At 33.9% G+C, this 23,517-nt stretch carries 30 protein-coding genes; 23 read left to right on the top strand and 7 right to left on the bottom strand.

The genetic code is table 11. The features are described 5' to 3' along the window. The first annotated feature begins 12 nt into the window (after positions 1–12). Positions 13–432 carry a hypothetical protein gene (locus tag ACFQ18_RS03390; RefSeq protein WP_052771723.1) on the top strand — a complete coding sequence of 140 codons (420 nt, stop codon included), beginning with the start codon at positions 13–15 and terminating at the stop codon, positions 430–432. A gap of 111 nt (positions 433–543) precedes the next feature. Here ACFQ18_RS03390 and rpsD read toward each other — a convergent pair whose 3' ends face one another. Beyond that, positions 544–1,146 carry a 30S ribosomal protein S4 gene (gene rpsD, locus ACFQ18_RS03385; protein WP_047185420.1) on the bottom strand — a complete coding sequence of 201 codons (603 nt, stop codon included), beginning with the start codon at positions 1,144–1,146 and terminating at the stop codon, positions 544–546. Between the two features lie 323 nt (positions 1,147–1,469). Beyond that, on the bottom strand, positions 1,470–1,949 hold the full coding sequence (locus ACFQ18_RS03380) for a GAF domain-containing protein (protein WP_047185419.1): 480 nt from the start codon (positions 1,947–1,949) through the stop codon (positions 1,470–1,472). 117 nt (positions 1,950–2,066) lie between these two features. On the opposite strand from ACFQ18_RS03380, the gene refZ reads away from it, so the two are divergent. The 6 genes from refZ to ACFQ18_RS03350 all read left to right on the top strand — a co-directional run bounded on the left by refZ (position 2,067) and on the right by ACFQ18_RS03350 (position 7,675). Next, positions 2,067–2,699 (top strand): forespore capture DNA-binding protein RefZ, encoded by a 633-nt coding sequence (gene refZ / locus ACFQ18_RS03375; RefSeq protein ID WP_047185418.1) that lies wholly within the window; start codon positions 2,067–2,069, stop codon positions 2,697–2,699. Between the two features lie 232 nt (positions 2,700–2,931). After that, positions 2,932–4,626, top strand: coding sequence for a septation ring formation regulator EzrA (gene ezrA / locus ACFQ18_RS03370; protein WP_047185417.1), 1,695 nt, complete (start codon positions 2,932–2,934; stop codon positions 4,624–4,626). 91 nt (positions 4,627–4,717) lie between these two features. After that, on the top strand, positions 4,718–5,857 hold the full coding sequence (locus tag ACFQ18_RS03365) for a cysteine desulfurase family protein (RefSeq protein ID WP_047185416.1): 1,140 nt from the start codon (positions 4,718–4,720) through the stop codon (positions 5,855–5,857). A 6-nt stretch (positions 5,858–5,863) separates the two neighbouring features. Beyond that, positions 5,864–7,066: a tRNA uracil 4-sulfurtransferase ThiI gene (gene thiI / locus ACFQ18_RS03360; RefSeq protein ID WP_047185415.1), complete on the top strand. Its 1,203-nt coding sequence runs from the start codon at positions 5,864–5,866 to the stop codon at positions 7,064–7,066. Between the two features lie 156 nt (positions 7,067–7,222). Then, a complete protein-coding gene (locus ACFQ18_RS03355) occupies positions 7,223–7,432 on the top strand; it encodes an alpha/beta-type small acid-soluble spore protein (protein WP_047185414.1) in 210 nt (69 codons plus the stop codon). 39 nt (positions 7,433–7,471) lie between these two features. Further along, a complete protein-coding gene (locus ACFQ18_RS03350; protein ID WP_047185413.1) occupies positions 7,472–7,675 on the top strand; it encodes an alpha/beta-type small acid-soluble spore protein in 204 nt (67 codons plus the stop codon). 93 nt (positions 7,676–7,768) lie between these two features. Here the strand turns inward: ACFQ18_RS03350 and ACFQ18_RS03345 are convergent, their stop codons facing one another. Continuing rightward, positions 7,769–8,569, bottom strand: a complete 801-nt coding sequence (locus tag ACFQ18_RS03345; protein WP_047185412.1) for an NAD kinase — start codon at positions 8,567–8,569, stop codon at positions 7,769–7,771. Between the two features lie 98 nt (positions 8,570–8,667). Between ACFQ18_RS03345 and ACFQ18_RS03340 the strand changes: the two genes are divergently transcribed. From ACFQ18_RS03340 to ACFQ18_RS03320, 5 genes are all read left to right on the top strand, one after another. Further along, complete coding sequence (locus tag ACFQ18_RS03340; protein WP_128723426.1) at positions 8,668–9,291, top strand: DUF2953 domain-containing protein; 624 nt, start codon at positions 8,668–8,670, stop codon at positions 9,289–9,291. A 13-nt stretch (positions 9,292–9,304) separates the two neighbouring features. Further along, positions 9,305–9,823, top strand: a complete 519-nt coding sequence (gene ytfJ, locus ACFQ18_RS03335) for a GerW family sporulation protein (RefSeq protein WP_047185410.1) — start codon at positions 9,305–9,307, stop codon at positions 9,821–9,823. Positions 9,824–9,916: 93 nt separating this feature from the next. Then, a complete protein-coding gene (gene tpx, locus ACFQ18_RS03330) occupies positions 9,917–10,417 on the top strand; it encodes a thiol peroxidase (protein WP_047185409.1) in 501 nt (166 codons plus the stop codon). Between the two features lie 165 nt (positions 10,418–10,582). Further along, positions 10,583–11,569 carry a class I SAM-dependent methyltransferase gene (locus ACFQ18_RS03325; RefSeq protein ID WP_047185408.1) on the top strand — a complete coding sequence of 329 codons (987 nt, stop codon included), beginning with the start codon at positions 10,583–10,585 and terminating at the stop codon, positions 11,567–11,569. 26 nt (positions 11,570–11,595) lie between these two features. Then, on the top strand, positions 11,596–12,783 hold the full coding sequence (locus ACFQ18_RS03320; protein ID WP_047185407.1) for an acetate kinase: 1,188 nt from the start codon (positions 11,596–11,598) through the stop codon (positions 12,781–12,783). Between the two features lie 76 nt (positions 12,784–12,859). On the opposite strand, the gene ACFQ18_RS03315 is transcribed toward ACFQ18_RS03320, so the two are convergent. Then, entirely contained in the window at positions 12,860–13,288 is a 429-nt protein-coding gene (locus tag ACFQ18_RS03315; RefSeq protein ID WP_083452507.1) for a universal stress protein, read from the bottom strand. A 125-nt stretch (positions 13,289–13,413) separates the two neighbouring features. On the opposite strand from ACFQ18_RS03315, the gene ACFQ18_RS03310 reads away from it, so the two are divergent. The 10 genes from ACFQ18_RS03310 (at position 13,414) to ACFQ18_RS03265 (ending at position 21,111) form a co-directional block, all read left to right on the top strand. Continuing rightward, a complete protein-coding gene (locus tag ACFQ18_RS03310) occupies positions 13,414–13,602 on the top strand; it encodes a hypothetical protein (RefSeq protein ID WP_047185406.1) in 189 nt (62 codons plus the stop codon). Between the two features lie 174 nt (positions 13,603–13,776). After that, entirely contained in the window at positions 13,777–14,295 is a 519-nt protein-coding gene (locus ACFQ18_RS03305) for a DUF4178 domain-containing protein (protein WP_047185405.1), read from the top strand. Between the two features lie 13 nt (positions 14,296–14,308). Further along, positions 14,309–14,974, top strand: a complete 666-nt coding sequence (locus tag ACFQ18_RS03300) for a PspA/IM30 family protein (RefSeq protein WP_047185404.1) — start codon at positions 14,309–14,311, stop codon at positions 14,972–14,974. A gap of 54 nt (positions 14,975–15,028) precedes the next feature. Beyond that, on the top strand, positions 15,029–15,700 hold the full coding sequence (locus ACFQ18_RS03295) for a DUF4247 domain-containing protein (RefSeq protein ID WP_047185403.1): 672 nt from the start codon (positions 15,029–15,031) through the stop codon (positions 15,698–15,700). Between the two features lie 14 nt (positions 15,701–15,714). Then, a complete protein-coding gene (locus tag ACFQ18_RS03290) occupies positions 15,715–16,110 on the top strand; it encodes a DUF350 domain-containing protein (RefSeq protein ID WP_047185402.1) in 396 nt (131 codons plus the stop codon). 87 nt (positions 16,111–16,197) lie between these two features. After that, positions 16,198–17,754, top strand: coding sequence for a polyamine aminopropyltransferase (locus ACFQ18_RS03285; RefSeq protein WP_244986881.1), 1,557 nt, complete (start codon positions 16,198–16,200; stop codon positions 17,752–17,754). Positions 17,755–17,820: 66 nt separating this feature from the next. Then, positions 17,821–18,501: a metal-dependent hydrolase gene (locus tag ACFQ18_RS03280; protein WP_047185400.1), complete on the top strand. Its 681-nt coding sequence runs from the start codon at positions 17,821–17,823 to the stop codon at positions 18,499–18,501. Positions 18,502–18,608: 107 nt separating this feature from the next. Further along, positions 18,609–19,364: a prepilin peptidase gene (locus ACFQ18_RS03275; RefSeq protein WP_047185399.1), complete on the top strand. Its 756-nt coding sequence runs from the start codon at positions 18,609–18,611 to the stop codon at positions 19,362–19,364. 141 nt (positions 19,365–19,505) lie between these two features. After that, positions 19,506–19,733: a hypothetical protein gene (locus ACFQ18_RS03270; protein WP_047185398.1), complete on the top strand. Its 228-nt coding sequence runs from the start codon at positions 19,506–19,508 to the stop codon at positions 19,731–19,733. A gap of 70 nt (positions 19,734–19,803) precedes the next feature. Beyond that, positions 19,804–21,111, top strand: a complete 1,308-nt coding sequence (locus tag ACFQ18_RS03265; protein ID WP_047185397.1) for a DRTGG domain-containing protein — start codon at positions 19,804–19,806, stop codon at positions 21,109–21,111. A gap of 45 nt (positions 21,112–21,156) precedes the next feature. Here the strand turns inward: ACFQ18_RS03265 and ACFQ18_RS03260 are convergent, their stop codons facing one another. Continuing rightward, complete coding sequence (locus tag ACFQ18_RS03260; protein ID WP_047185396.1) at positions 21,157–21,453, bottom strand: YtpI family protein; 297 nt, start codon at positions 21,451–21,453, stop codon at positions 21,157–21,159. Between the two features lie 101 nt (positions 21,454–21,554). On the opposite strand from ACFQ18_RS03260, the gene ACFQ18_RS03255 reads away from it, so the two are divergent. Further along, entirely contained in the window at positions 21,555–22,508 is a 954-nt protein-coding gene (locus tag ACFQ18_RS03255; RefSeq protein WP_047185395.1) for a DHH family phosphoesterase, read from the top strand. Positions 22,509–22,532: 24 nt separating this feature from the next. On the opposite strand, the gene ytrI is transcribed toward ACFQ18_RS03255, so the two are convergent. Both ytrI and ACFQ18_RS03245 read right to left on the bottom strand, forming a co-directional pair. After that, positions 22,533–23,036: a sporulation membrane protein YtrI gene (ytrI, locus tag ACFQ18_RS03250; RefSeq protein ID WP_047185394.1), complete on the bottom strand. Its 504-nt coding sequence runs from the start codon at positions 23,034–23,036 to the stop codon at positions 22,533–22,535. Further along, the gene (locus ACFQ18_RS03245; RefSeq protein WP_047185393.1) at positions 23,036–23,368 is read right to left on the bottom strand and encodes a YtrH family sporulation protein; all 333 of its coding nucleotides are present in this window, start codon (positions 23,366–23,368) and stop codon (positions 23,036–23,038) included. The genes ytrI and ACFQ18_RS03245 overlap by 1 nt, the downstream gene beginning before the upstream one ends. Positions 23,369–23,517: the final 149 nt, after the last annotated feature.

Here is a 23,517-nt window from a genome sequence, read left to right as displayed (position 1 = left end):
AGGAGAGAGTGTATGGAACTACAAAAGATATCTTTAATGGATGCATATATGATAGAAACATTAAGAAGTAAGGGTGTCACGAATCGAGAATTAGTAGAACAAAAGGACATCGAGGTTTGGAATCGTCTGCATGACTCTTTTGACTTTCGTAATTTAATAAACTTAAGAGACCACAATCCTACCGCTTTTCAATCCATTATTGAAGATGGGTATCAAGTGAAATTCGTTACCTTTAATGGATTAAAAAACTTATTAAAATTAAAATTTAATAGGATTGAAGAGATAGATTATCAAACAACAGAAAGAGGTATTCGAGGATTATATCTCAACACAGAGGAACGCAATCAATTAGAAAACCTTCTTTCTAAAAATTGGACTATCTATGGGGGAAATGTAGACGTAAAGTCGATTTTTCACGTTGAGTTGGTTTAACTCCCGTTTAATAAGATTTCTTTAGAAAATATAAAACACAGAAAAGCCCTAGAACACTCGATAAACAAGGTTTCTAGGGCTTTGAAAACTGTTAAATAAAACGTACCACTATTAACGAGAGTAGAATTCAACGATAAGCGATTCGTTAATTTCAGCTGGTAGTTCGGAACGTTCAGGATAACGAGAGAAAGTTCCTACTAATTTATCCGCATCGAAAGTTAAGTATTCAGGAACGAATGTATTAACTTCTAAAGCTTCTTTAACGATATCTAGTTTTTGAGATTTTTCACGTAAACTAATGGTTTGACCAGGTTTCACACTATAAGATGGAATGTCTAAACGTTTTCCATCAACCATAACATGACCATGGTTTACTAGCTGACGAGCTTGTCTACGCGTACGAGCTAAACCTAAACGGTAAACTAAGTTATCAAGGCGAGATTCAAGTAAAATCAAGAAGTTTTCACCGTGGATACCTTTCATTTTACCAGCTTTAGTGAATAGGTTACGGAATTGACGTTCGTTTAATCCATACATGAAGCGTAATTTTTGCTTCTCTTGCATTTGTAATCCGTATTCAGATAATTTTTTACGTTGGTTTGGTCCATGTTGACCAGGAGCGTAAGGGCGTTTATCTAATTCCTTACCAGTTCCAGTTAATGATATTCCAAGACGACGGGATTTTTTCCATACCGGTCCAGTATAACGAGACATATAGAATGTCCTCCTTTTATTTATTTTATTTGCATAAAATAAAAAGAGCGTGTTCCTTACGTTGTCCATTCCGTTTTCATGTACCATCGCTCTGGCAGCAGAGAGTTACACGATACACCTTGCTTAGATTTACAAGGAACGAAATGGGTGCAAGCGTCGGTTCACTTAGGCTACCTATTATTTTACACAAAGACTAGTATAATATTTTAAAATATGGATGTCAAATTTTTTTTACAGGAAACTTAGAATAATGTTTTTATTTTATCCCATCTAAACGGGAGGAAGACTAACCATCTGTGGGGGGGATGAAGGTCCCTGCTTCTCTATAAATACCTTTCCAATACGTTAACAAATCTTTCTAAATACGTTTGATCTGTCTCATCAAAACGGTTCTCATTTGGGCTGTCAATGTCTAAAACCCCGAAAACTTGACCATCTTTTATAATGGGTATAACGATTTCTGATCTACTTGCGCTATCACATGCAATGTGTCCAGGAAAGGCTAGTACATCTGCTACTCTTTGAGTTTTTCTTTCTTTTACTGCTGTACCACAAACACCTTTTCCAAACCCTATTCTTACACATGCAGGAAGTCCCTGGAATGGCCCGAGAACTAACTCGCTTTCTTTCCATATGTAAAATCCTACCCAATTAATATCTGTCAAAAACTGTTTTAATAATGCTGATGCATTGGATAAATTTGCAATATGATCTGGTTCATCTTTTATTAAAGCTTCTAATTGCTTGATAGTTAATTCATAGTCTTTCGTTCTATCTCCCGAATAAAGGCTTGATTGAAACATAAGCTCTCTCCCTTTTTATCATGCTAAACTTCGACAACGCAGGCGGTATTTGTCGAGTGAAAAATGAAGGATATATTGATAAAATGTCGTATTCAACTATTAAGGAGTTGAGTCGAGATGAAACAGAATCCTTCAAAACAAAAAGTAATTAAAGCTGCGTCTACTTTGTTTTTCCAAAAAGGCTTTCATGGCACATCGGTTCGCGATATAGCAGAAAGAGCTTCCGTTAACGTGTCATCTATTAGCTATTATTTTAATAGTAAGCAAGGCCTTTTAGAATACGCCGTAACAAATTATTATGAAGATTATTTATCTTCTATTGAAAAAACGTTAAATGAAACTAATTTATTGACTCCCATGGATAAATTACATTCATTAATTTCAACAATTATACAATATAAACAAAATAACTTTCAATTAACATGCTTTATACAAAGGGAACTGTCACTAGATTCCGTGTTTGTTCGTGAAATGACAGTTACCTATCTAGCAAAAGAAAATTTTTATTTAAAGAAGACCTTTTTCGACTTATTAGGTAAACGTTTAAAAAGCGACTATAAACAGTACTTATTTATGCAATTAAAAGGGATGCTTATTACACCATATATTTTACACAATGATTGGAAAAACCAAGTAGTGGGTGATTATTCACGTCAACTATTTGTTAAAAAGTATGTAAGAGTGATAAAAGATTGGCTAGATTTCATTGTAATGAGCAGTGAAGATATAAAAAGAAAAGCAGTAAATTAAAAAAACGTGACGAAAGATGAATTTATTTGTATAATTTTAGCCAAAAATATCAATTCCATGATATCATAGATATATAATTTTCAAATTTTCATTCATGTGGATTAAATAACATAATATGTTTGTTCCATCGAAATTAATACTATCAGGCTTTTGGGTTGATATATCTAATCTCGATGAACCACATTTTTCTTATAAAGTATCCTCTTTGTTGGAATTGGTTGGGAGGCTTTTTATGGCATTATTCATCAGTTTATTACTAGTTGTTATCGTATTGTTAATTATAGGATTGATTTTAAGAAAAAGAATTTACGACACAGTTGACCGGTTGGAAACATGGAAACTGGACATTATGGAGAGGGAAGTTGCTGGACAATTAAGTCGTATAAAAAGTTTAAATCTTTCTGGTGAAACGTTAGAACGTTTTGAGGAATGGAAAGAACGATGGGAAAATATCGTTACAAAAGAATTAGCTGATATTGAAGAATATTTAATGGATGCTGAAGAAGCTGCAGATCGATTTTTTATACCGAAAGCGAAAAGAGTACTACTAACGACAGAAGATAATCTACAGTCCATCGAAAAAGAAATTGATGAGATATTAAATGGTTTAGAAGAGCTTTTAAAGTCTGAAGAAGTAAGTAGAAAAGAAATAGAAGAGCTTGAACCTAGTATAAAGGGATTAAGAAGAATTCTCTCAAAAAATCGATATCAATATGGAAAAGCAGAGTTATTTTTTGACAATGAAATTGATAAGCTTGAAGACTCCTTCAAAAAGTATTATGAACTAGTAGATGAAGGTAATTATTTTGAAGCAAAAGAACTTGTTCTAAAAATGAAACTGGAAAAAGAAGAACTAGAAAAGGTAATTGATCATTTTCCTATAACCTTCAAAAAATGCAAAAATGATATCCCTTCACAACTAGATAACCTATTGGCTGGCATTAAAGAAATGAGAGAAGATGGGTATCGAGTTGAGCATTTAGGATTGGAAAAAGAAATTCATACATATCATGGGAAGCTAAGGGATCTAGTTCAGAAACTCGAAAAAGGGGAGACTGAAGGAGCTGAACAATTTTTAGCCGATATCGAGGAAAGAATTAACGAAATGTACCAATTATTAGAAAAAGAAGCAATAGCTAAGAGCTTCACCGACTCAAAAATTCCAAGTTTTAAGCAAGCTTTTGAAAATGTTAGAAAAAAATTCCAAATTACACAAGATGAAGTAGAAGAATTAAAGCAAGCTTATTACTTTGAAGACGCGGATATGGAAAAATATTTAAACCTTGGGAAATTGATTTCTTCTATGGAAGATCAGTTAGAACAATTGGCCTTGAATATGGATAAAGAAGAAATTGGTCATTCCGAATTACGTGAAAGGTTGGAAGATGGATTTCTAAAACTTGAGGAACTAGAAGAAAATCTTGAGGAATTTAAAGAAAGTATTAAAAACCTGCGTAAAGATGAGATGGAAGCTAGGGATACACTTGCAGAAATGCGAGCTCAGCTATACAATCTAAATAGAAAACTAAAAAAGAGCAATATCCCTGGAGTCCCTACGTATATTTGGAATCGTATTGAGAATACAGCGAATAAGAATAATCAAGTTATAGTAGCGTTAGAGAAGACACCACTAGATATGTCAGCGGTTCAAGAAGCGTTATCAGAAGCTAAAGTTTCATTAGATCAAACAATAGATGATACAGACCTAATGCTTGATCAAGCATATTTAACAGAACAGGTCATTCAGTATGCGAATAGGTATCGTAGCAAGTATCCATTATTAGCTGCTAAATTAGCTGAATCGGAGCGACTATTTAGATCTTATGAATATGAATTAGCTTTAGAGACTGCTGCAAAGGCTATAGAAGAAATTGAGCCTGGTGCACTCAAAAAAATCGAAGAAACGCAAGCTGTGATTTCTATTTAAAACTAAGGGCTTACGATAAGTATAGGGATTTTTACTAACCAACTTATCGATAAGCTCTTAATTTTTTATTTTTGATATAAGGAGTTTTACAATGATTTACTTAGATAACAGTGCGACAACTAGACCAGATCCATCTGTTTTAGAAAGCTTTAATCAAGTCTCTACACAATATTATAGTAACCCATCCTCCATCCATCAGTTTGGAGGTTTAGCTGAAAAATTACTTATTACTGCTAAAACACAAGCTGCTGATTTATTACACGTTGAAAAGGAAGAAATCATTTTTACATCAGGTGGTACGGAAGGTAATAATATAGCGATAAAAGGGATAGCTCTTGAGCATCAAAATCGCGGGAAACATATTATTACATCGGAAATCGAACATCCTTCTATTTATGAAGCATGTGAAGGTTTGAAAAAATTAGGTTTTGAAATTACTTATTTACCAGTTGACGAACAAGGCATTATTTCTTTAAAGGATTTAAAAAATGCTATTCGGGAAGACACTATTTTAATCAGTATTATGCATGTTAATAATGAGATAGGATCCATACAACCAATTAAGGAAATAGGAGAAATTGCAAAACATTATCCGAAACTCTTTTTTCATGTGGATGATGTACAAGGATTAGGAAAAGTTCCTTTAAATCTTAAAAAACACGGTATTGATTTATGTACGTATTCCGGACATAAAATTCACGGTTTAAAAGGAACGGGATTGTTATACGTTAATAGAAGGACGAAACTATTTCCGCTCTTCCATGGAGGGGGCCAAGAATTAAATATACGTTCTGGTACCGAAAACCTAGCCGGTATAGTAGCAATGGTGAAAGCTTTACGTTTAATTAAAGAAAAAGAAAAAAACGAAGGCTCAAAAATGTATCAATTGCAACAGTACATTATCCAGGAGGTTAAAAAAATAGACGGTGTAACGGTCAATACTCCGAAAAATGCAGCACCACATATTGTGAATATTTCTGTTCCTGGAGTTAAACCAGAAGTTATCATTCATATGTTAGGGAAACAAGATATATTTATCTCTACTAAATCCGCATGTTCATCCAAATCAAAAGATGAAAGTAAAGTTCTAGTTGCATGTGGTTTTAAGGCGGATAGGTCGACTTCTGCATTAAGAATCAGCCTTTCCTACGATAATACAATGGAAGAAATCAAAACATTTATTACTGAATTAAAAAGGGCAATAAATGAATTTAAACAAGCACTGGAGTAGATAACAATGGAATTTGATCATATATTAATTCGTTATGGAGAAATGGCCTTAAAAGGTAAAAACATTAAGCAATTTATTACTCAATTACAACAAAATGTACAGCAAAAAGTGAAGGAATTTCCAAATGTAAAAGTGAAACGTACACAGGGTAGAATGTTTGTTATTTTAAATGGTAACGATCCAGAGCCAATTATGGAAAAATGCAAAAAAATATTTGGAATTCAAAGTTTAAGTTTAGCTATTAAGGTTGATAATGAGGTAGAGAAGGTAAAAGAAGCTGCGCTTTATGCCTTGAAACAAGCAAAAAACGTAAACACCTTTAAGGTTACTGTTAAACGTATTAATAAAGATTTTCCTGTACGTTCACAAGAAATGAATCAATTATTGGGTGGACATTTATTATCGAATACAGAAGGAATTACTGTTGATGTGCATAATCCGGATGTAGAGGTGAAAGTAGAAATTCGTAATGAAGCTACTTACATTACTTCTAGCGTCATACCTGGCCTCGGTGGACTCCCTGTAGGTACTTCTGGCAAATCGTTATTATTATTGTCTGGTGGTATAGACAGCCCAGTTGCAGGCTTTCTTGCAATGAAGCGTGGAGTGGAAATTGAAGCTATCCACTTTCATTCTCCTCCATATACTAGTGAACGTGCAAAAGAAAAAGTTCTTGATTTAGCAAAGCAGCTTACCAAATTTGGTAAATCAATAAAAGTTCACATTGTACCTTTTACAAAGTTACAGCAAGAAATATTTAGAGAAATGCCAGATGCATATGCTATGACAATTATGCGGAGAATGATGTTTAGAATTAGTGAGGAAGTTTGTAAGAAAGAAGGAATTCTTTCTCTTGCAACTGGTGAGAATCTTGGTCAAGTCGCTAGTCAAACGATGGATAGTATGCACACGATTAATGAAGTAACCAATTATCCTATTATTAGACCTCTTGTTACAATGGATAAGCAAGAAGTAATTAATATTTCTCATGAAATTGGTACTTATGAAACGTCTATCTTACCATATGAAGATTGTTGTACTATTTTTGTACCAAGGTCACCAAAAACGAAACCAAAACGAGATAAAGTAAATTATTATGAATCAACACATGATTTCACCCCTTCTATTCAAGAAGCTTTAGAAGGGATAGAAACATTGAAAATAACCGACAAAAATAATTCCTTAAATCCATTTAGTGATTTATTGTAATTATCATTTTCACCGGATTTTTTGAACAACAGCTTGAAGATAGAACAGTGCGATGTTTGTTACTTTCATTGGTCTTTTACCAGTAATTGCCTGTTAAAAAAATGAATGGTTTCACCGAATTGTGCACAATCTACAAGTACCAAGGAGGTGAACAAATTGGCAAATAACAACAGCAACAACTCAAACCAATTATTAGTTCCTGGTGCAGAGCAAGCACTAGAACAAATGAAAGTTGAGATTGCTCAGGAATTTGGGGTTCAACTTGGTGCAGACACTACTTCTCGTGCTAACGGTTCTGTTGGTGGAGAGATTACGAAACGTTTAGTTTCAATGGCTCAACAACAATTCGGCGGCCAAATTAAATAAGTAGCCGCTTCTTTGAAAAACCAAAGGAGGTAAACAAACATGGCAAATAACAATAGTAATAATTCAAACCAATTATTAGTACCTGGTGCAGAACAAGCACTAGAACAAATGAAAGTTGAGATCGCTCAAGAATTTGGCGTAAACTTAGGTGCTGATACGACTTCTCGTGCTAACGGATCAGTTGGTGGAGAAATTACAAAACGCTTAGTATCTATGGCTCAACAACAATTTTCTGGTAAATAAAACTTAAATTGAATATAACTGGCAAGGGCTATCCACTTAAGGATAGCCCGTTAATATTTTTTAAAGACATGTAAGGGTAATCCTGATTTTGCTCTATAGAAACATTCTTTTTACCCGATCCCAATAAGAATTATTTTTTAACCGAACGGTTTTTACAACAGTATCATCCATCGTAATCTCTATTTTATCTATTTTACGAATTGGAAATGCTTCATTATCAAAACTTATAATTGGATGATCATTTCCATCCTCAATTTCCTTTAATGTTAATTTACGACTTTTATCCAAAACAAATGAAGAGCCTAATGTACGGTAGTTATTGTTATTCATTGAAGATATCTCTGATACTTGGTAACTCGGAATAAGGGGATCAATGATCGCTCCTTTATTTGATTTGTTATAAGCAGTGCTACCAGTTGGTGTTGCTATAACCATTCCATCCCCACGAAACGTTTCAAAATGGCGCTCATCAATAAAAACGTCAAGCACAATCGTCTTAACAATGGTGGATCGTATCGTTAACTCATTTAAACAATAAAAAGGACGCAAACCATTTACTTGCACCTTAATGACAGGGAATTTCCGAACCTTCATCCCTTCACGTGAAATCGTTTCGAGTAAATCATTAAAATTTTCTAAACTAAAATCACAATACAAACTTGATAAATTTCCAAGGGTAAATCCAGCATAAATCGCATCTTGTCTGAAACCAGTCTTTCTAACCGCTTCGAGAAATACACCGTCACCTCCGATGCTTATGATCACATTGGCATCTTCATGGTTATCAACAATATTAAAATCATGTTTATTTACTAATTCAAATAAGGGTTCCAGTTTATTAACAATTTCTTCGCATTTATGATAGTAAAAATGAATATTATTCCTCTTCGTCATTTTTCATCCTCCAGTTTGTATGTAAAAGGTTTATCCGTACATCTATACTATCATGCTTCTATATGCTTGTCCTAAACGATGAAAAATCATGAGTAAAATTGGAAAAGAGTAGCAAAATAAAAAGAAAGGCAAAATTAGAGGTGCGTATTATGTTGCTGCTTATAGCTGGAATAGTGCTAGTCCTTTTATTCTTGATCGTCTTCCTTATTTGGTTTTTAAGAATTTATATTACGATTCATTATTCCTATGAAGGAAAAGAACAACTGTTTCATATATCATTATCATTAGCCAAAATTAAATTAATAAATAAAGATTTTCCCCTAGAGGATTTAGATAAATTACCAATTACAAAAGATCTTGAGCCTATGTTAGAAGACCCAAAAATAGATTCGATTTTAAAAACAATTAGAAAAGGATTAGAAGTAGTACAATCTATTTTACATAATACGACGCTTCACCAACTTAATTGGACAACCAACATAGGGACGGGAGAGGCCAGCACTACAGGAGTAATGAGTGGAGTTCTTTGGTCAATTAAAGGAACTATAATGGGGTATTTTGCCGAAAAGCTTATTCTTATGTGTAATCCCGATATTCAAGTTCTTCCAAAGTTTCAACAGGAATTTTTTGAAACCAACTTGAATTGCATGGTTTCCATTAGAATAGGTAAAGCTATACAAGGAATTATTAAACTTACACGCATATACAAATCTAAATATTAGGAGGTTATTACTTATGGAAGAGCATCCAATACAAGGTTTAATGACAACAGCAATGGAAAACTTAAAAGATATGGTTGAGGCCAATACAATTGTAGGGGATCCAGTAGAATCACCCGATGGAAGTATTATTATACCAGTTTCAAAAGTAGGGTTTGGATTTGCAGCAGGAGGAAGTGAATTTAACTCAGGTGGTGGCGAGGATTCCCAACTCCCATTTGGTGGCGGTAGCGGTGGTGGTGTATCGATTACACCAATTGCATTTTTAGTGTTAGGTAAAAATGGAATTAAAATGGTGCATTTGGATCAACAAACACATCTGTATGAGAAATTATTAAATAATGCCCCACAAGTCTTTCAGAAAATTCAAGAGATGTTGAAAGAATCTGGATTAAGTTTACCAAAACAAAAAGATCATAAGAAACACCATCAAGAAGAGAAGCCAAAGAGTGAATATAGGACGGAAACAGCCGAGGAATCAGAGCATGAAGAGAAAAAGGGGAAAAAAGAAGAAAATATAAATTATGATATATAATAACATTTTATGAATAAACTACCTTTTCATTGGACACAAGTAGGGGTTATATTCATAATAAGGTTGAAGGAATAATTAGAGAGGGGTTATCATATGGCAAATGTAACATTCTCGCAAGAACCGGTTACTTTAGTAGGAAATGAAGTGAAAGTCGGAGATAAGGCTCCTAATTTCACTGTATTATCTAATGAACTTAAAGAAGTAACATTGGATAACTACGAAGGAAAAGTAAAATTAATTACAGCAGTCCCTTCTGTAGATACAGGGGTATGTGCTGCTGAAACTAGACGTTTTAATGAAGAAGCAGCTAAGATGGAAAATGTACAAGTACTAACAATCAGTATGGATTTACCTTTTGCTCAAGCGCGCTGGTGTGCTGCAGAAGGGATCGAAAACGTAGATACATTATCAGATCACAAAGATGCATCTTTTGGTGAAAGTTACGGTGTACTAATGAAAGAAAATCGTTTACTAGCAAGAGCTATTTTTGTTGTAGATTCAAATAATCAAGTTACTTATGTTGAATATGTACCAGAAGTTACTGATCACCCAAATTATGAAGCTGCAATTGAAGCTGCTAAAAATGCAAAATAACTAGTGATGGCCCCCAATTTTATTGGGAGGCCATTCTTGTGTTAAAACCTTTTTCGTCTTCCCAACATTTTTAGCAATTATTATTACTTATGAAATCTTTTTACATAATTGTACTTTATTGTTACAATAAGTTAGTTGTCGAGGAAGCGATTGGAGGATTTTGTCATGGAAAAGGTGAATGTTGAAAAACTTTTTAGCTGGTTAGATCAGACAGCGTTGACCATTCAACAATATTTAAATGAACCATATCTAGATAGTTTAGCTGATACAATGGATTTATTATTCTACGAAGAAGTACATGAGGATATGGATCAACATATAACAAAGACATTACAAAATGCTTTAAATGATATAGATCTTTCAACTTTTTCAACGATTGAGATTAGAAAAGCCGTACAACTAGCTATATTAAAAGGTATGAAAGACTCTACACAACAACAGCATTTAATTACACCTGAGACAGTATCTATGATTGTTGGGTATTTAGCAGATAAGTTAATGGAGAAAAAGGAACACATTCGTTTATTTGACCCAGCAGGTGGGACAGCCAACTTGTTGACAACAGTACTCGAACATTTGAAACAACAAGTTGATGCCTATGCTAGTGAAGTGGATCCGACACTAATTCATTTAGCTGTATCCAATGCAAATTTGCAAAAGAAGCAAATTGAGTTTTTTCAACAAGATAGTTTACGACCGTTTTTGCTAGATCCAGTAGATTTGGTTGTTTCTGATTTACCAGTAGGATATTATCCTGATGATATACAAGCAAGCAAATATGAATTAGAAGCCGATAATGGACATTCATATGCGCATCACTTATTTATAGAGCAAAGTATAATGTACACAAAGGAAGCTGGATATTTAATTTTTATCATACCTGAGTTCTTGTTTGACAGTGATCAGTCAGATAAACTTAATCAATTCCTTCATAAACATACCCATATTATTGGAGTTATACGTTTGCCAGAAACTGCCTTTAAGTCAAAAAACAACACAAAAAGTATTTTGATTTTACAAAAGAAAGGTAGTCATACGAAAGAAGTAAAACAACCCTTACTCGTGCAATTACCTTCATTTAAAAACGCAAACGCGATGGCTGATATTTTAGGTCAAATGAATGTATGGTTTAAAAAGTATCATACTAAATAATGAAATGAATAGTAGGAGTGACATCAATGAGTAACGTATTAGCAGTAAATGCTGGGAGTTCATCTTTAAAGTTTCAATTGATTAAAATGCCAGAGGAATCAGTGACTGCAATCGGCTTAGTAGAAAGAATTGGCTTAAACGATTCTATTTTTTCGATTGAGGTAAATGGTAATAAAGAAGAAAAAGTAGGAGATATTCCCGATCATGGAATAGCGGTTAAAATGTTATTAGATTCCCTAATTTCTACAGGAGTTATGAAATCATTTGACGAGATTGATGCAGTTGGACACCGTGTTGTACATGGTGGTGAATATTTTAATGACTCCGTATTAATTACAGATGAAGTGATTGAAAATATCGAGAAGGTTTCAGAACTTGCACCATTGCATAATCCAGCAAACTTAACTGGTATTCATGCGTTTAAAGATATTTTACCAAATGTACCTATGGTAGCAGTATTTGACACAGCGTTCCATCAAACAATGCCACCATCATCCTATTTGTATAGCTTACCTTATGAATATTATGAAAAATATGGCATTCGTAAATATGGTTTCCACGGTACATCGCATAAATATGTTACACATCGTGCGTCAGAAATGATGGGAGTTCCTTTAGAAAATCTGCGCCTATTATCTTGTCATATTGGAAATGGGGCTAGTATAACAGCAGTACGAGGTGGAAAATCTATAGATACTTCCATGGGATTCACACCACTTGCTGGTGTAACAATGGGAACTCGTTCAGGTAATATTGACCCTGCATTAATTCCTTACATTATGGAAAAAACAGGTCAAACTGCAGAAGAAGTTGTTGATGTTTTAAATAAGAGAAGTGGACTACTTGCTTTATCTGGCTTTTCAAGTGATATACGTGATATTGAAGCTGCTGGAGCCGAAAATGAACGTGGTCAACTAGCATTAGACGTATTTGCGGGAAGAATCCATAAATATATTGGGTCTTACGCTGCGAAAATGTCAGGTGTTGATGCAATTATCTTCACAGCAGGTGTCGGAGAAAACAGTATTACGATGCGTGAAAAGATTCTAACTGGATTAGAATTCATGGGCGTTTATTGGGATCCAAGCCGCAATAATGTAAGAGGAAAAGAACAGTTTATAAACTATCCACATTCCCCTGTAAAAGTCATTGTTATTCCAACAAATGAGGAAGTAATGATTGCAAGAGATACAGTACGTCTAGCGAATATGTAATGTTAAAAAAGGTTTTGTTTACTTAAACAAAACCTTTTTTAAACATAATTAAGTTGTGATAAAAGGGATATAGAAATTAACGAACAACTAAAACATCACATGTTGAATGTCTAGTTATACTTTCGGATACACTTCCAATAATAAAGCGTTCAACAGCATTTAGGCCAGTTGCACCACAAATAATTAAATCTGCATGATAATTTTTCGCTATTGATTTTGAAATTTTTATTTTCGGGGAACCATATTCAATACATTGTATTACTTTAGAAACTCCTGAAGCTTTAGCGTCATTCGCGTAATTATTTAATAAATCTTTAGCATACTCTTCAGCCCGCTCAGCTAAAGAACGATCATAAGTTTCAGCGGTAGCAAAAGTGCGTGAATCTACGACATGCGCAAGAATTAGACGAGCATCATTTCGGATTGCTATCTCGATAGATTTCTTAAAAGCTTTTTCCGCCGCATCTGAACCATCAACTGCAACTACAATATTTTTATATTCCATTTGGATCTCCCCTTTCACTTCTCATTATAAACCCATAAAGTAAGCGCTACAATATATTGTTGGTAAAGAATGTTACAACATTAGTACAAATATTGGGACATACTAATCATACGGAGGTGATTGTGGTGACAAAAGTAAATAAAAATAACATCGATACTCAAATGATCAATAATCAAAAACGTGTATTTATTGAAGATAAAGATGGTATTCAAGCTGTACAGAATCAACTGATGGAAAGCTATCAAAGTGGCGTCGTAGAAGATGAATTGGAAAATAATATTGGGATTCATCATTTTAATAACCGAAAAGCATGAAATGAAAAAGGAAGCCTTAAGTAGGTTTCCTTTTTTATTTAAAAAACAACACTCGACTTGCCATACAGCACTTTCTGTATGGTAAAATAAAAAGAAGAAAAAATTTTGAAACCTTTTTAAGACAGTACCGTATTACTTATTAAAGAAGATATGAAAATGAATTGAGGTGAACTTGTGGGATTATTTTCAAGACTTTTTTCTACTAAAAAAGTCGATAAAGCAGAGCCGAAAGAGAGAAATGCTTTAAACATACAAATTGGTGATATTATTACTTACGATCTAAAAGATTATGAAGTGGTAGGAAAATTAACATACCGTGATGGTGGCTATGAGTGGTTAAGCTATCAATTGCTTGAGGAAGGTGGACATCAGACAATCTGGCTAGCTGCTGAAATGGATGATGAGTTAGAACTAGGTATTTATAAAAGAGTTCAAGTTCCAATATCTAAACCATACCCTCAACAGATAACATATGAAAATAAAGCATATTATAAAGAGGAAGAAGGAACAGCAAGGGTGCTTGGTGAAGGAAGAAGTTCTAACCTTCAAGGAATGGAAACCCATTATGCGGACTATGTTGATGGGGAAGAGAAAAGTTATTTAAGTGTTGAATCATGGGGGACCGAGATTGAAGTTAGCTTTGGTTATTCGATTGAACCCTATGAATTAAAAATTATAGCAGGATCATATTAAGGAGGAAAAATAGATGTTTAAATTTTTCAAACGTGTTAAAACAGTTGTTAGTTCAGAGTTGAATTCAGTACTTGAAAAAGCGGAAGATCCAGTGAAAATGCTTGATCAATATATGCGTGATATGGCAGAGGACATTCGCGAAGTTGAAGCCGCAGTTGCCAAACAAATTGCCAATGAAAAAATGTTAAAACGTAAAGCGAATGATGCAAATGCAATGGTAGAAAAAAGACAGGAACAAGCTGTAAAAGCTATTGAAGTGGGTAATGATGAATTAGCACGTCGGGCATTACAAGATAAAAAAGACCATGAAGCAACTGCTCAAAGTTTAAACGAATCTTGGGAGCGTGCAAAACAGGATGCAGACATGCTTCGTGATAAGTTAGACGAAATGAAAAAAGAATATAATGAAATGAAACTGAAGAAGGATTCCTTAAAAGCTCGTGCAGAATCGGCAAAAACTAGAACGAAAATTAACCGTACTATGTCTTCCATAGGAAATGATGAATCTAAACAAGGATTTGAACGCATGGAAGAGAAAGTATTACGTTACGAAGCAGAAGCTGAGACAAGTGAAGATTTATCAAGAGAAAGTCGTTCCCTTGATGATGAATTTAAGGAATTAGAAACAAACGATATTGACGATGAATTAGCGGCACTAAAAGAAAAGCTTGGGAAATAATAGAATGGAGCAGTTTTTTCTGCTCCTTTCCTTTTAGTCAAGGGGGGACTACTTTTGTATAAAAAGTGGATAGTTTGGATTGGACTTATTTTGTTTTTATTACTTATTACAGCATGTTCATCCCCTATGCCAGATAGTTCGAACCGTGGAATGGAAGAAAATATGGAGATAACAGCTGAAGATATTCCAGAAGAACCATCGAAGGAAAATATTATCAACAACCTTAAAGAGAGTCCTAGTAATCAAATAGATGCACTTATTGCTTCCAACTTTCCTCAAGTAGATGTCGTAATGGAAGATGATAGTATGGCTGAAATTTATGCTACAAAACAATTTCAATTAAATGAATTAAGTTCATTGTTAACTGAAAAAGTGAAACCAAATGAGGAAAGTGAAGTTGTAGACGATTCACAAATGTTTATTTATCCTGATTACTTTATCACACTAAAACAAAGTGAAATTGATCGTGATGTTTTATTAATTGAGGTAGCTAGTGAAACATTCGTTAAGAGGAATTATTCGCCAAGTTTTTTAAGTACATATTTTACGATACGAATGCTAGACAGTTTATTTGGGAATAATTGGAGTTCAAGAAGATCCCAAGACTGTGTAAATGAAGGTTGTTATGGTGGTTACAAAGGTGGATATTATGGCGGTTCCACGTCTAGCCCACCTAAACGCGGAAACTCCACTTACCGTGGTGGTGGACCAGGAGCTGGTAAATAAGAGGAGGTTTATAAATGAACACGTTTATAGCAACAATTTTGTATTTTTTTATTTCGATAGTAATCGTACTAATTGGTTTATTTATTTTTGAAAATATTACTCGGAAATATAAAGATTATGAAGAAATTAAAAATGGGAATGTTGCAGTTGCTTTATCTGTAGCTGGAAAAATACTAGGAATTTGTTTAATTCTTGCTTTTGCGATTTATAATAGTGCACATATTTATGACACAATCATTTGGGGACTTGTTGGGGTTGTTTTACAAATGGCTGTATATGTTATTGTGGAACTATTAACACGTACATTTTCGATGGAGGAACAGTTAAAAAACAATAATATAGCTGTTGGTATATTGTCTATGAGTGTTTCGATTGGACTTGGTTTCGTAGTGGGTGCATCAATTACATAGTATCATTGGTAATGGCCAGGCAAACGCTTGGTCTTCTTTATTCGTTGATTAGTTAAAATAGTATTTTGGTTTCGGAGTGAAATAATAATGAATTATGAGGCAACAAGAAAAAGTAATATTATTTATTGGTCTAGTGGGATTGTTTCTATTTGTGGAATTATTTTTGAGGTATTATTTGGTGCATTAGGTTCATATATTTTAGGGGATGGGGTAAAACAATATACCTTAACAATCTCCTTATTTTTAACTGGGATGGGAATTGGAGCTAGTCTCAGTGAAAAGGTAATGAAAAACTTAATTTTAGCGTTCATTTGGATAGAACTTTCAGTAGGATTAATTGGTGGTTTTTCTAGCTTTATGATGTTCGGAATGACCGCATTTGCACCAGAGGGAACGGACGCCTTTTTCTTATATGCAATTACTATAATTATCGGTGCATTAACAGGGTTTGAATTACCTATTCTAATTCGTAAGGCTAACGAAATTGGTGTGCAGTTAAATCGTAGTACAGCAAGGGTTTTATTTTCCGATTATGCAGGTGGGTTAATTGGTGGTTTACTCTTCGTCTTTTTACTCCGCCCACAATTTGGTTTAGTAAAATCTGCCTTTTTAGTTGGTTGCATTAATGTAATTATTGCACTCGGTGTCCTATGGCTATTCCGTAATGAAATAAAAAGGTTTAGTATTCATATATTCTTTGGAATAGTTATCTTGGTTGCTCTCATTATTGGTATATTTTTTGGAGAAGAAGCGGCCTTTCATTTTGAACAGAAATTATATAAGGATCCGATTATACATATGGAAGAGAGTAGTTATCAAAAAATTATTCTTACCCAAGATTACCATACAAATGATGTACGTCTTTTTTTAAATGGTTCTCTACAATTTAGTTCCGCTGACGAACATCGATATCATGAGGTATTAGTCCATCCACCAATGTCTTACGTTAAACATCCAAAAAATATTCTTATTCTAGGTGGGGGGGATGGAATCGCTGCGAAAGAATTACTAAAATATGATGAGGTGGAAAAGATTACCCTCGTAGATTTAGATCCTGCAGTTATTGATTTAGCGAATACCAATCGTCTAGTTTTAGAACTAAATGAGGGTTCACTTAAAAATGAAAAAGTTGAGGTGGTAAACACCGATGCTTTTCAGTTTCTCGAAAATAGTAATGTCATATATGATGTCATTATTGTGGATTTACCGGATCCAAATGATGAAAGTTTAAATAAGCTGTATACGTGGGAGTTTTATTCATTGGTAAGGAATCATTTATCACCGGACGGGGCGGCAATGGTTCAAAGTACAAGTCCTGTATTTGCACCAGGAGTATATTGGACGATTTCAGAAACTATTGCTTCAACAGGATTACATGTAGAAAATTTCCATGTAGACATACCTAGCTTTGGTAATTGGGGGTTTGTCATGGCCTCCAGGCAGAAAATAGATGTAGATGAAATCGACATCCATGTTCCAACGCAATTTTTGACGACTGATTTATTACCTAGTTTAACCTATTTTGGAAAAGATGAAGATCAAGAGATTGAATCTACAAATGGAGAAATCGTCGAGCTTAAACCAAATACTCTAATTGATCCACATTTAATTGGTATTTATGAGAGTTCCTGGCAAAACTATTAAATATTGGAAGAATTAGTAATCTTCTAGTAGAATTAAAATATACATTCTTAAAGGAGTTGAACAAACATGAAAGTTTCTTATCATGGACATTCAGTTGTAAAAGTTGAAACAGCGAATCATACAATTTTATTTGACCCATTTATATCTGGAAACGAAGCATGTGATTTGGATGCAAATACGATTAAAGCTGACGTTATTTTATTAACTCATGCACATAACGATCATGTTGGAGACACCTTTGAAATAGCAAAACGTAATGATGCATTAGTAGTTGCGCCAAATGAATTAGCTAATTATCTGTCTTCTAAAGGTTTAAATGCACATCCGATGCATATTGGAGGTTCCCGTGAATTTGACTTTGGAAAAGTAAAATTCTCACAAGCGTTTCACGGTTCTTCATACACAGAAGAAGACGGTAATGTCGTTTACGGCGGTATGCCCGCAGGAATTTTACTAACGGTAGAAGGTAAAACCATTTATCATGTTGGTGATACGGCATTGTTTACAGACCTAAAAATGTACGGTGAAATGAATGATATTGATGTTGCCTTTATTCCAATAGGTGATAACTTTACGATGGGGCCGGAAGATGCATTGGTAGCAGCCGACTGGATAAATGCGAAGATTGTTGTTCCTGTACATTATAATACGTTCCCAGTTATTGAGCAGGATCCGGATGATTTTGTAAGTAAGGTAAGGACTGGGGAAGGAAAAGCATTGAAGATTGGAGAAGGAATAGAATTGTAAAAAAACGTGAGCTGATTAGCTCACGTTTTTAATTTCTCTTCTATTAAAAAAGTTGGTATAATGACCTAGAACTAAATTCTCATGATTATAAAATAAGGAGCAATCGAATGGACACGATGATAACCATTTTCTTTTTTGTATTCGGAATAACTTTTGGTTCTTTTTTTAATGTAGTAGGACTACGCCTACCTAAAAATGAAACATTTGCTAATGACCGTTCCTACTGTCCATCATGTAAGAAGCAACTACAGTGGTATGAATTGATTCCTGTTTTTTCTTTCTTATTTCAAGGGGGAAAGTGTCGAAATTGTAAAGCGAATATTTCTTTTATTTATCCGGTAGTTGAATTATTTACTGGATTCCTTTTTGCGTTTAGTTATTTTAGGATAGGTTTGCAAACGGAATTAATTACTGCTATTTTACTAGTTTCTATGCTTAATATTATTTTAGTTTCTGATATAACCTACATGCTCATTCCAAATAAAGTGTTATTATTTTTCCTACCGTTCTTTCTTATAATGCGTATGGTTCATCCGCTTGATCCATGGTGGTCACCGATTATTGGTTCGATTGTCGGATTTGGTATTATCGCTATTATTATTCTTTTTAGTCGCGGGGGTATGGGCGCTGGGGATATGAAATTGTTCGGTGTACTTGGGATTATACTTGGAACGCAGAAAGTACTGCTTGCATTTTTTTTAGCATGTCTTATTGGCGCAATTATAGGAATGCTATTCATGATATTTAAAGTAATTGCTCGAAAACAGCCTGTTCCTTTTGGTCCTTCTATCATTCTAGCTGCACTTATTTCATATTTTTATGGTGATATGTTGATTAACTGGTATTTACGTTTTTTATTATAGAAATTAATACGGGATTAGTAGAGTTTTATTATGAAAAAACTATTTTATTCTAAGTCTGCCAAAGACGAATACCAAGTTTTTATACAACTAAGTTCTAAAGAGTCATGATTTTCATAATTATAGAATAGAAAGGGGGATTTTATGAAAAACTATGCAATTTTACGTTTACTATTGGCTGCCTTTTTCCTTTATGTAGCATGGCCATATTTTCCTTATGCTGTAACAACGTTAGAACAAGTATTTTGGGGGAGCTGGCTCGTATTTCTATTCCTTGTGATAGGGGCTAATTTAGCTACACTTTTACAAATGACCAAACCACCTGTAATGGAACAGAAGGAGCTGACATCAAGGCAAGTAGATATGCATTGAGATTCTGTTGCTTCAACTGTATAATAAGATTTAAAAGTTGAGATAGTACAGTTGAAAGCTGGTGATGTAAATGGTAACAACAAAACATGAGCAAATCATTCAACATATCATTTCATTAGATGTTGGCCATAAGATTTCTGTACGGCAAATTGCCAAACAATTAAATGTAAGCGATGGAACTGCATATCGAGCGATTAAAGATGCTGAAAATCAAGGACTCGTTAGTACGATAGAACGTGTAGGGACGATTCGTATTGAGCGTAAGAAGAAAGAAAACTTTGAGAAGTTAACGTTTGCTGAAGTCGTTAATATTATTGATGGACAAGTGTTAGGTGGTAGTAATGGGCTTCATAAAACGTTAAGTAAGTTTGTTATTGGAGCAATGCAACTTGAAGCTATGATGCGTTATACTGAAGCCGGTTCATTGCTTATTGTTGGGAACCGCATCAAAGCGCATGAGTTAGCTTTAAATGAAGGGGCTGCTGTTTTAATTACTGGTGGCTTTGATACAGAAGGACATATTAAAAAATTAGCGGATGACAAAGAATTGCCAATTATATCCACAAGTTACGACACGTTTACTGTTGCAGCTATGATTAACCGTGCAATTTATGACCAATTAATTAAGAAAGAAATTATTTTTGTTGGGGATATTGCCACTACATTGGAAGAAACAAGTTATTTAAAAACAAAGGATACGGTTGGAAAATGGTATGAGCTTAATGAAAAATCGGGACATTCTCGTTTTCCGATTGTAGATGAAAAATTACGTGTAATTGGAATGGTTTCTTCAAAAGATATCGTAGGAAAAGATAAAAATATCCCTATTGACCGAGTGATGAGTAAGAAACCTTTAGTTGTAAAATCCAAAACATCTCTTGCTTCGGTTTCTCATACAATGGTTTGGGAAGGAATAGAAGTAGTGCCAGTAGTTGATAATTCCGGAATTTTAAAAGGGGTTGTCTCAAGACAAGATGTCTTAAAGGCACTTCAGCAAATACAAAGACAACCGCAAGTAGGAGAAACGATTGATGATATCGTTTCACGTAACTTGCAATTTTCAGCGGATGAAGAGGTATATACGACAGAAGTAATTCCGCAAATGACAAACCAGTTAGGAACATTATCAAATGGTGTCTTCACAGCGCTTATGACAGAGGCTAGTTCTAGATTATTACAAAAAGACAGAAAAGCGGATATTACAATAGAAAATATAACCGTTTATTTTAATAAGCCTGTGCAGATTGAAAGTATATTAACCATTAAACCGACTGTATTAGATGCAGGACGATTATACGCAAAGATAGATGTTGAAGTATTTAGTGAAAATAAATTAGTCGGAAAAGGATTAATCATGGCCCAACTCATCCATCGTTAAAATGTATGCTAAAAAAGTAAAAACCAAGCTGAATTTCAGCTTGGTTTATTCATTTGGATTTAATTTTTTCCACTCATTACGGTAATGTTTATCTTGTTTGAACCCATCATACATTTGATATAACCCAAGTAATACAAAAATAATTCCAATAAATAAAGAAATACGAGTTAAATAGAAAAAGTATTGATTAATCCCGAAACAAAAAACAAAACTTCCAAGACAGATTTTCGATCTCGCATTAAAGTAATGTTGAGTAAGTCCATCTTTACTCTTAATGATGGCAACCTTATAATAAACATAGAGTACAAGTGATAAAACAATAAGAATTGGTAAAATAATCATGATATCTCTCCTAGGTAAAATGGGATCAGTCTTATTGTATCTTTTTTTTATCTAGGATGCTAGATTTTAACAATGAATTTACTGAAAAGAGGGGGATTTACATGTCTATCAAGAAAATAATTGAATCGATCCAATCCTATGAAACCATCATTATTCACCGTCACATTCGTCCCGATCCAGATGCAATAGGTTCTCAAGGTGGATTAAAAGAAATAATAAAAGCATCTTTTCCCGAAAAAAAAGTTTATGCTGTTGGTGAAGATGATCCTGATTTAACTTTTTTAAATCGAATGGATAGGGTTGACGATTCCAATTATGAAAATGCTCTAGTTATTGTGTGTGATACAGCAAACTCGCCTCGTATTGACGATCAACGATACAACATGGGTCAAAGGTTAATTAAGATTGATCATCACCCAGTTGTAGATAAATATGGTGACATTCGCTGGGAAAATACAGATGCAAGTTCAGTAAGTGAAATGATTTATGAATTTTATAAACAAGGTAAGGAATATGGTTTGAAATTAAATTCTGATGCTGCAAGACTATTGTTTGCTGGAATAGTTGGCGATACAGGGAGATTTATGTTTCCCAATACAACTGAAAAAACATTTCAATACGCTGCAGAACTAATTACATATGATTTTAATAGAACAAAACTATTTACGGATTTATATAGCGTAAAAGATAATATTTCAAGATTAAAAGGATATATCCTACAAGAATTTAATTTATATTCATCAGGATTATGTGTTATTAAATTAACAAAAGAAATCCTGGACAAATTCGGTGTCACTGCTTCCGAAACTGGGCAGATGGTTAATGTGATTAGTGATGTAGAAGGAATACAGGCTTGGGTGTTTTTTATTGAGGAAGAAGAACAAATACGTGTTAGATTACGTTCAAAAGGACCTATCATTAATACCGTAGCGGCAAAATATAATGGTGGAGGCCATCCATTAGCATCCGGTGCAACGATTTATTCATGGGATGAAGCAGAAGCAGTAATTCGTGACTTAGATGAGGTATGTAAGAATCAACATAAAATGGAGTAAAAGGAGATGTATTTCCATCTCCTTTTACTCCGTTAATTTAGCTTTTAACGTTAATTTTAATGTTTCTGAAATAGTCATTTTAGAAATGTTAAAATAATACGTAACGTCATTCATTTTATAACTCTTATTTTCAATGGCTCGTTCTAAAAGAAAATCACTTTCGGCAATATTGGAAACTTTTTCTCCAATTAAATGTTTAATTTCTTCTTTAACTAATTCTTCGAGTTCATATACGGTTAATCGATCCATTTTATATTTTTCCCAGTTATCAATATTTATTTCAATACTCTCAATAGTAGGAGCTTTATTTGTCTTTTCGTTAAGATCTTCGTTACTTTTTGTTAATGCATCGTTCTGTAAAGTTAATTCACTAATCTTAGACTTTAATTGTTGATTTTCTTCTAATAACGATTCATACATCGATCCATACATATAAATTAGAATTATATATGCAATGATTCCACCGAATACTGCACCAACAAAAAAACGTTGCCATGAGGGTTTCTTATGATAAGGGGGAATATGCATTACGAAATTTCTCCTTGGATAAGCCATTCTAATAGTAAGGTTGCTGATTTTACCCCTCCCATAGCAGAGAGTATTAATAGAACTTGTTTGAATAAGTCAAATGTTGATCCATCAAGCAATCCCTTTTGAAAATTTTCTATTGCGTCAAATGTTCCGCCAATTGCCGCAACAATTGCCCATATTCGTAGATTATTCGCAATTCGAGTAATGGAACTGACTGGTGCATCCCCGACTGCAAATGCTGCAATACTTCCTATTATCGCACCGCCTATAATTACACCAAATGCAATGAAGTAACAATGGATAAAAGTATCAAAAAAACGCTCTTCCATATTTCTCCTCCTTTATCGAGGGTTCTAACATATCTTATGAAAACAAAGGACAAGTTATGATATCCCCCATAGATCAAAATGGAATCCTATCTAATGCATGTTCTTCTTAAATTGGTATAATGGGGTATAGAAAGAAGGCGTGATTTTAA

The sequence above is a fragment of the Oceanobacillus caeni genome, from assembly GCF_042678465.1.
In the GTDB taxonomy this organism is placed as follows: Bacteria; Bacillota; Bacilli; order Bacillales; family Amphibacillaceae; genus Oceanobacillus; species Oceanobacillus caeni.
Note: the sequence above shows the minus strand (reverse complement) of the source record. Positions and strands in the feature narration are given on the sequence as shown.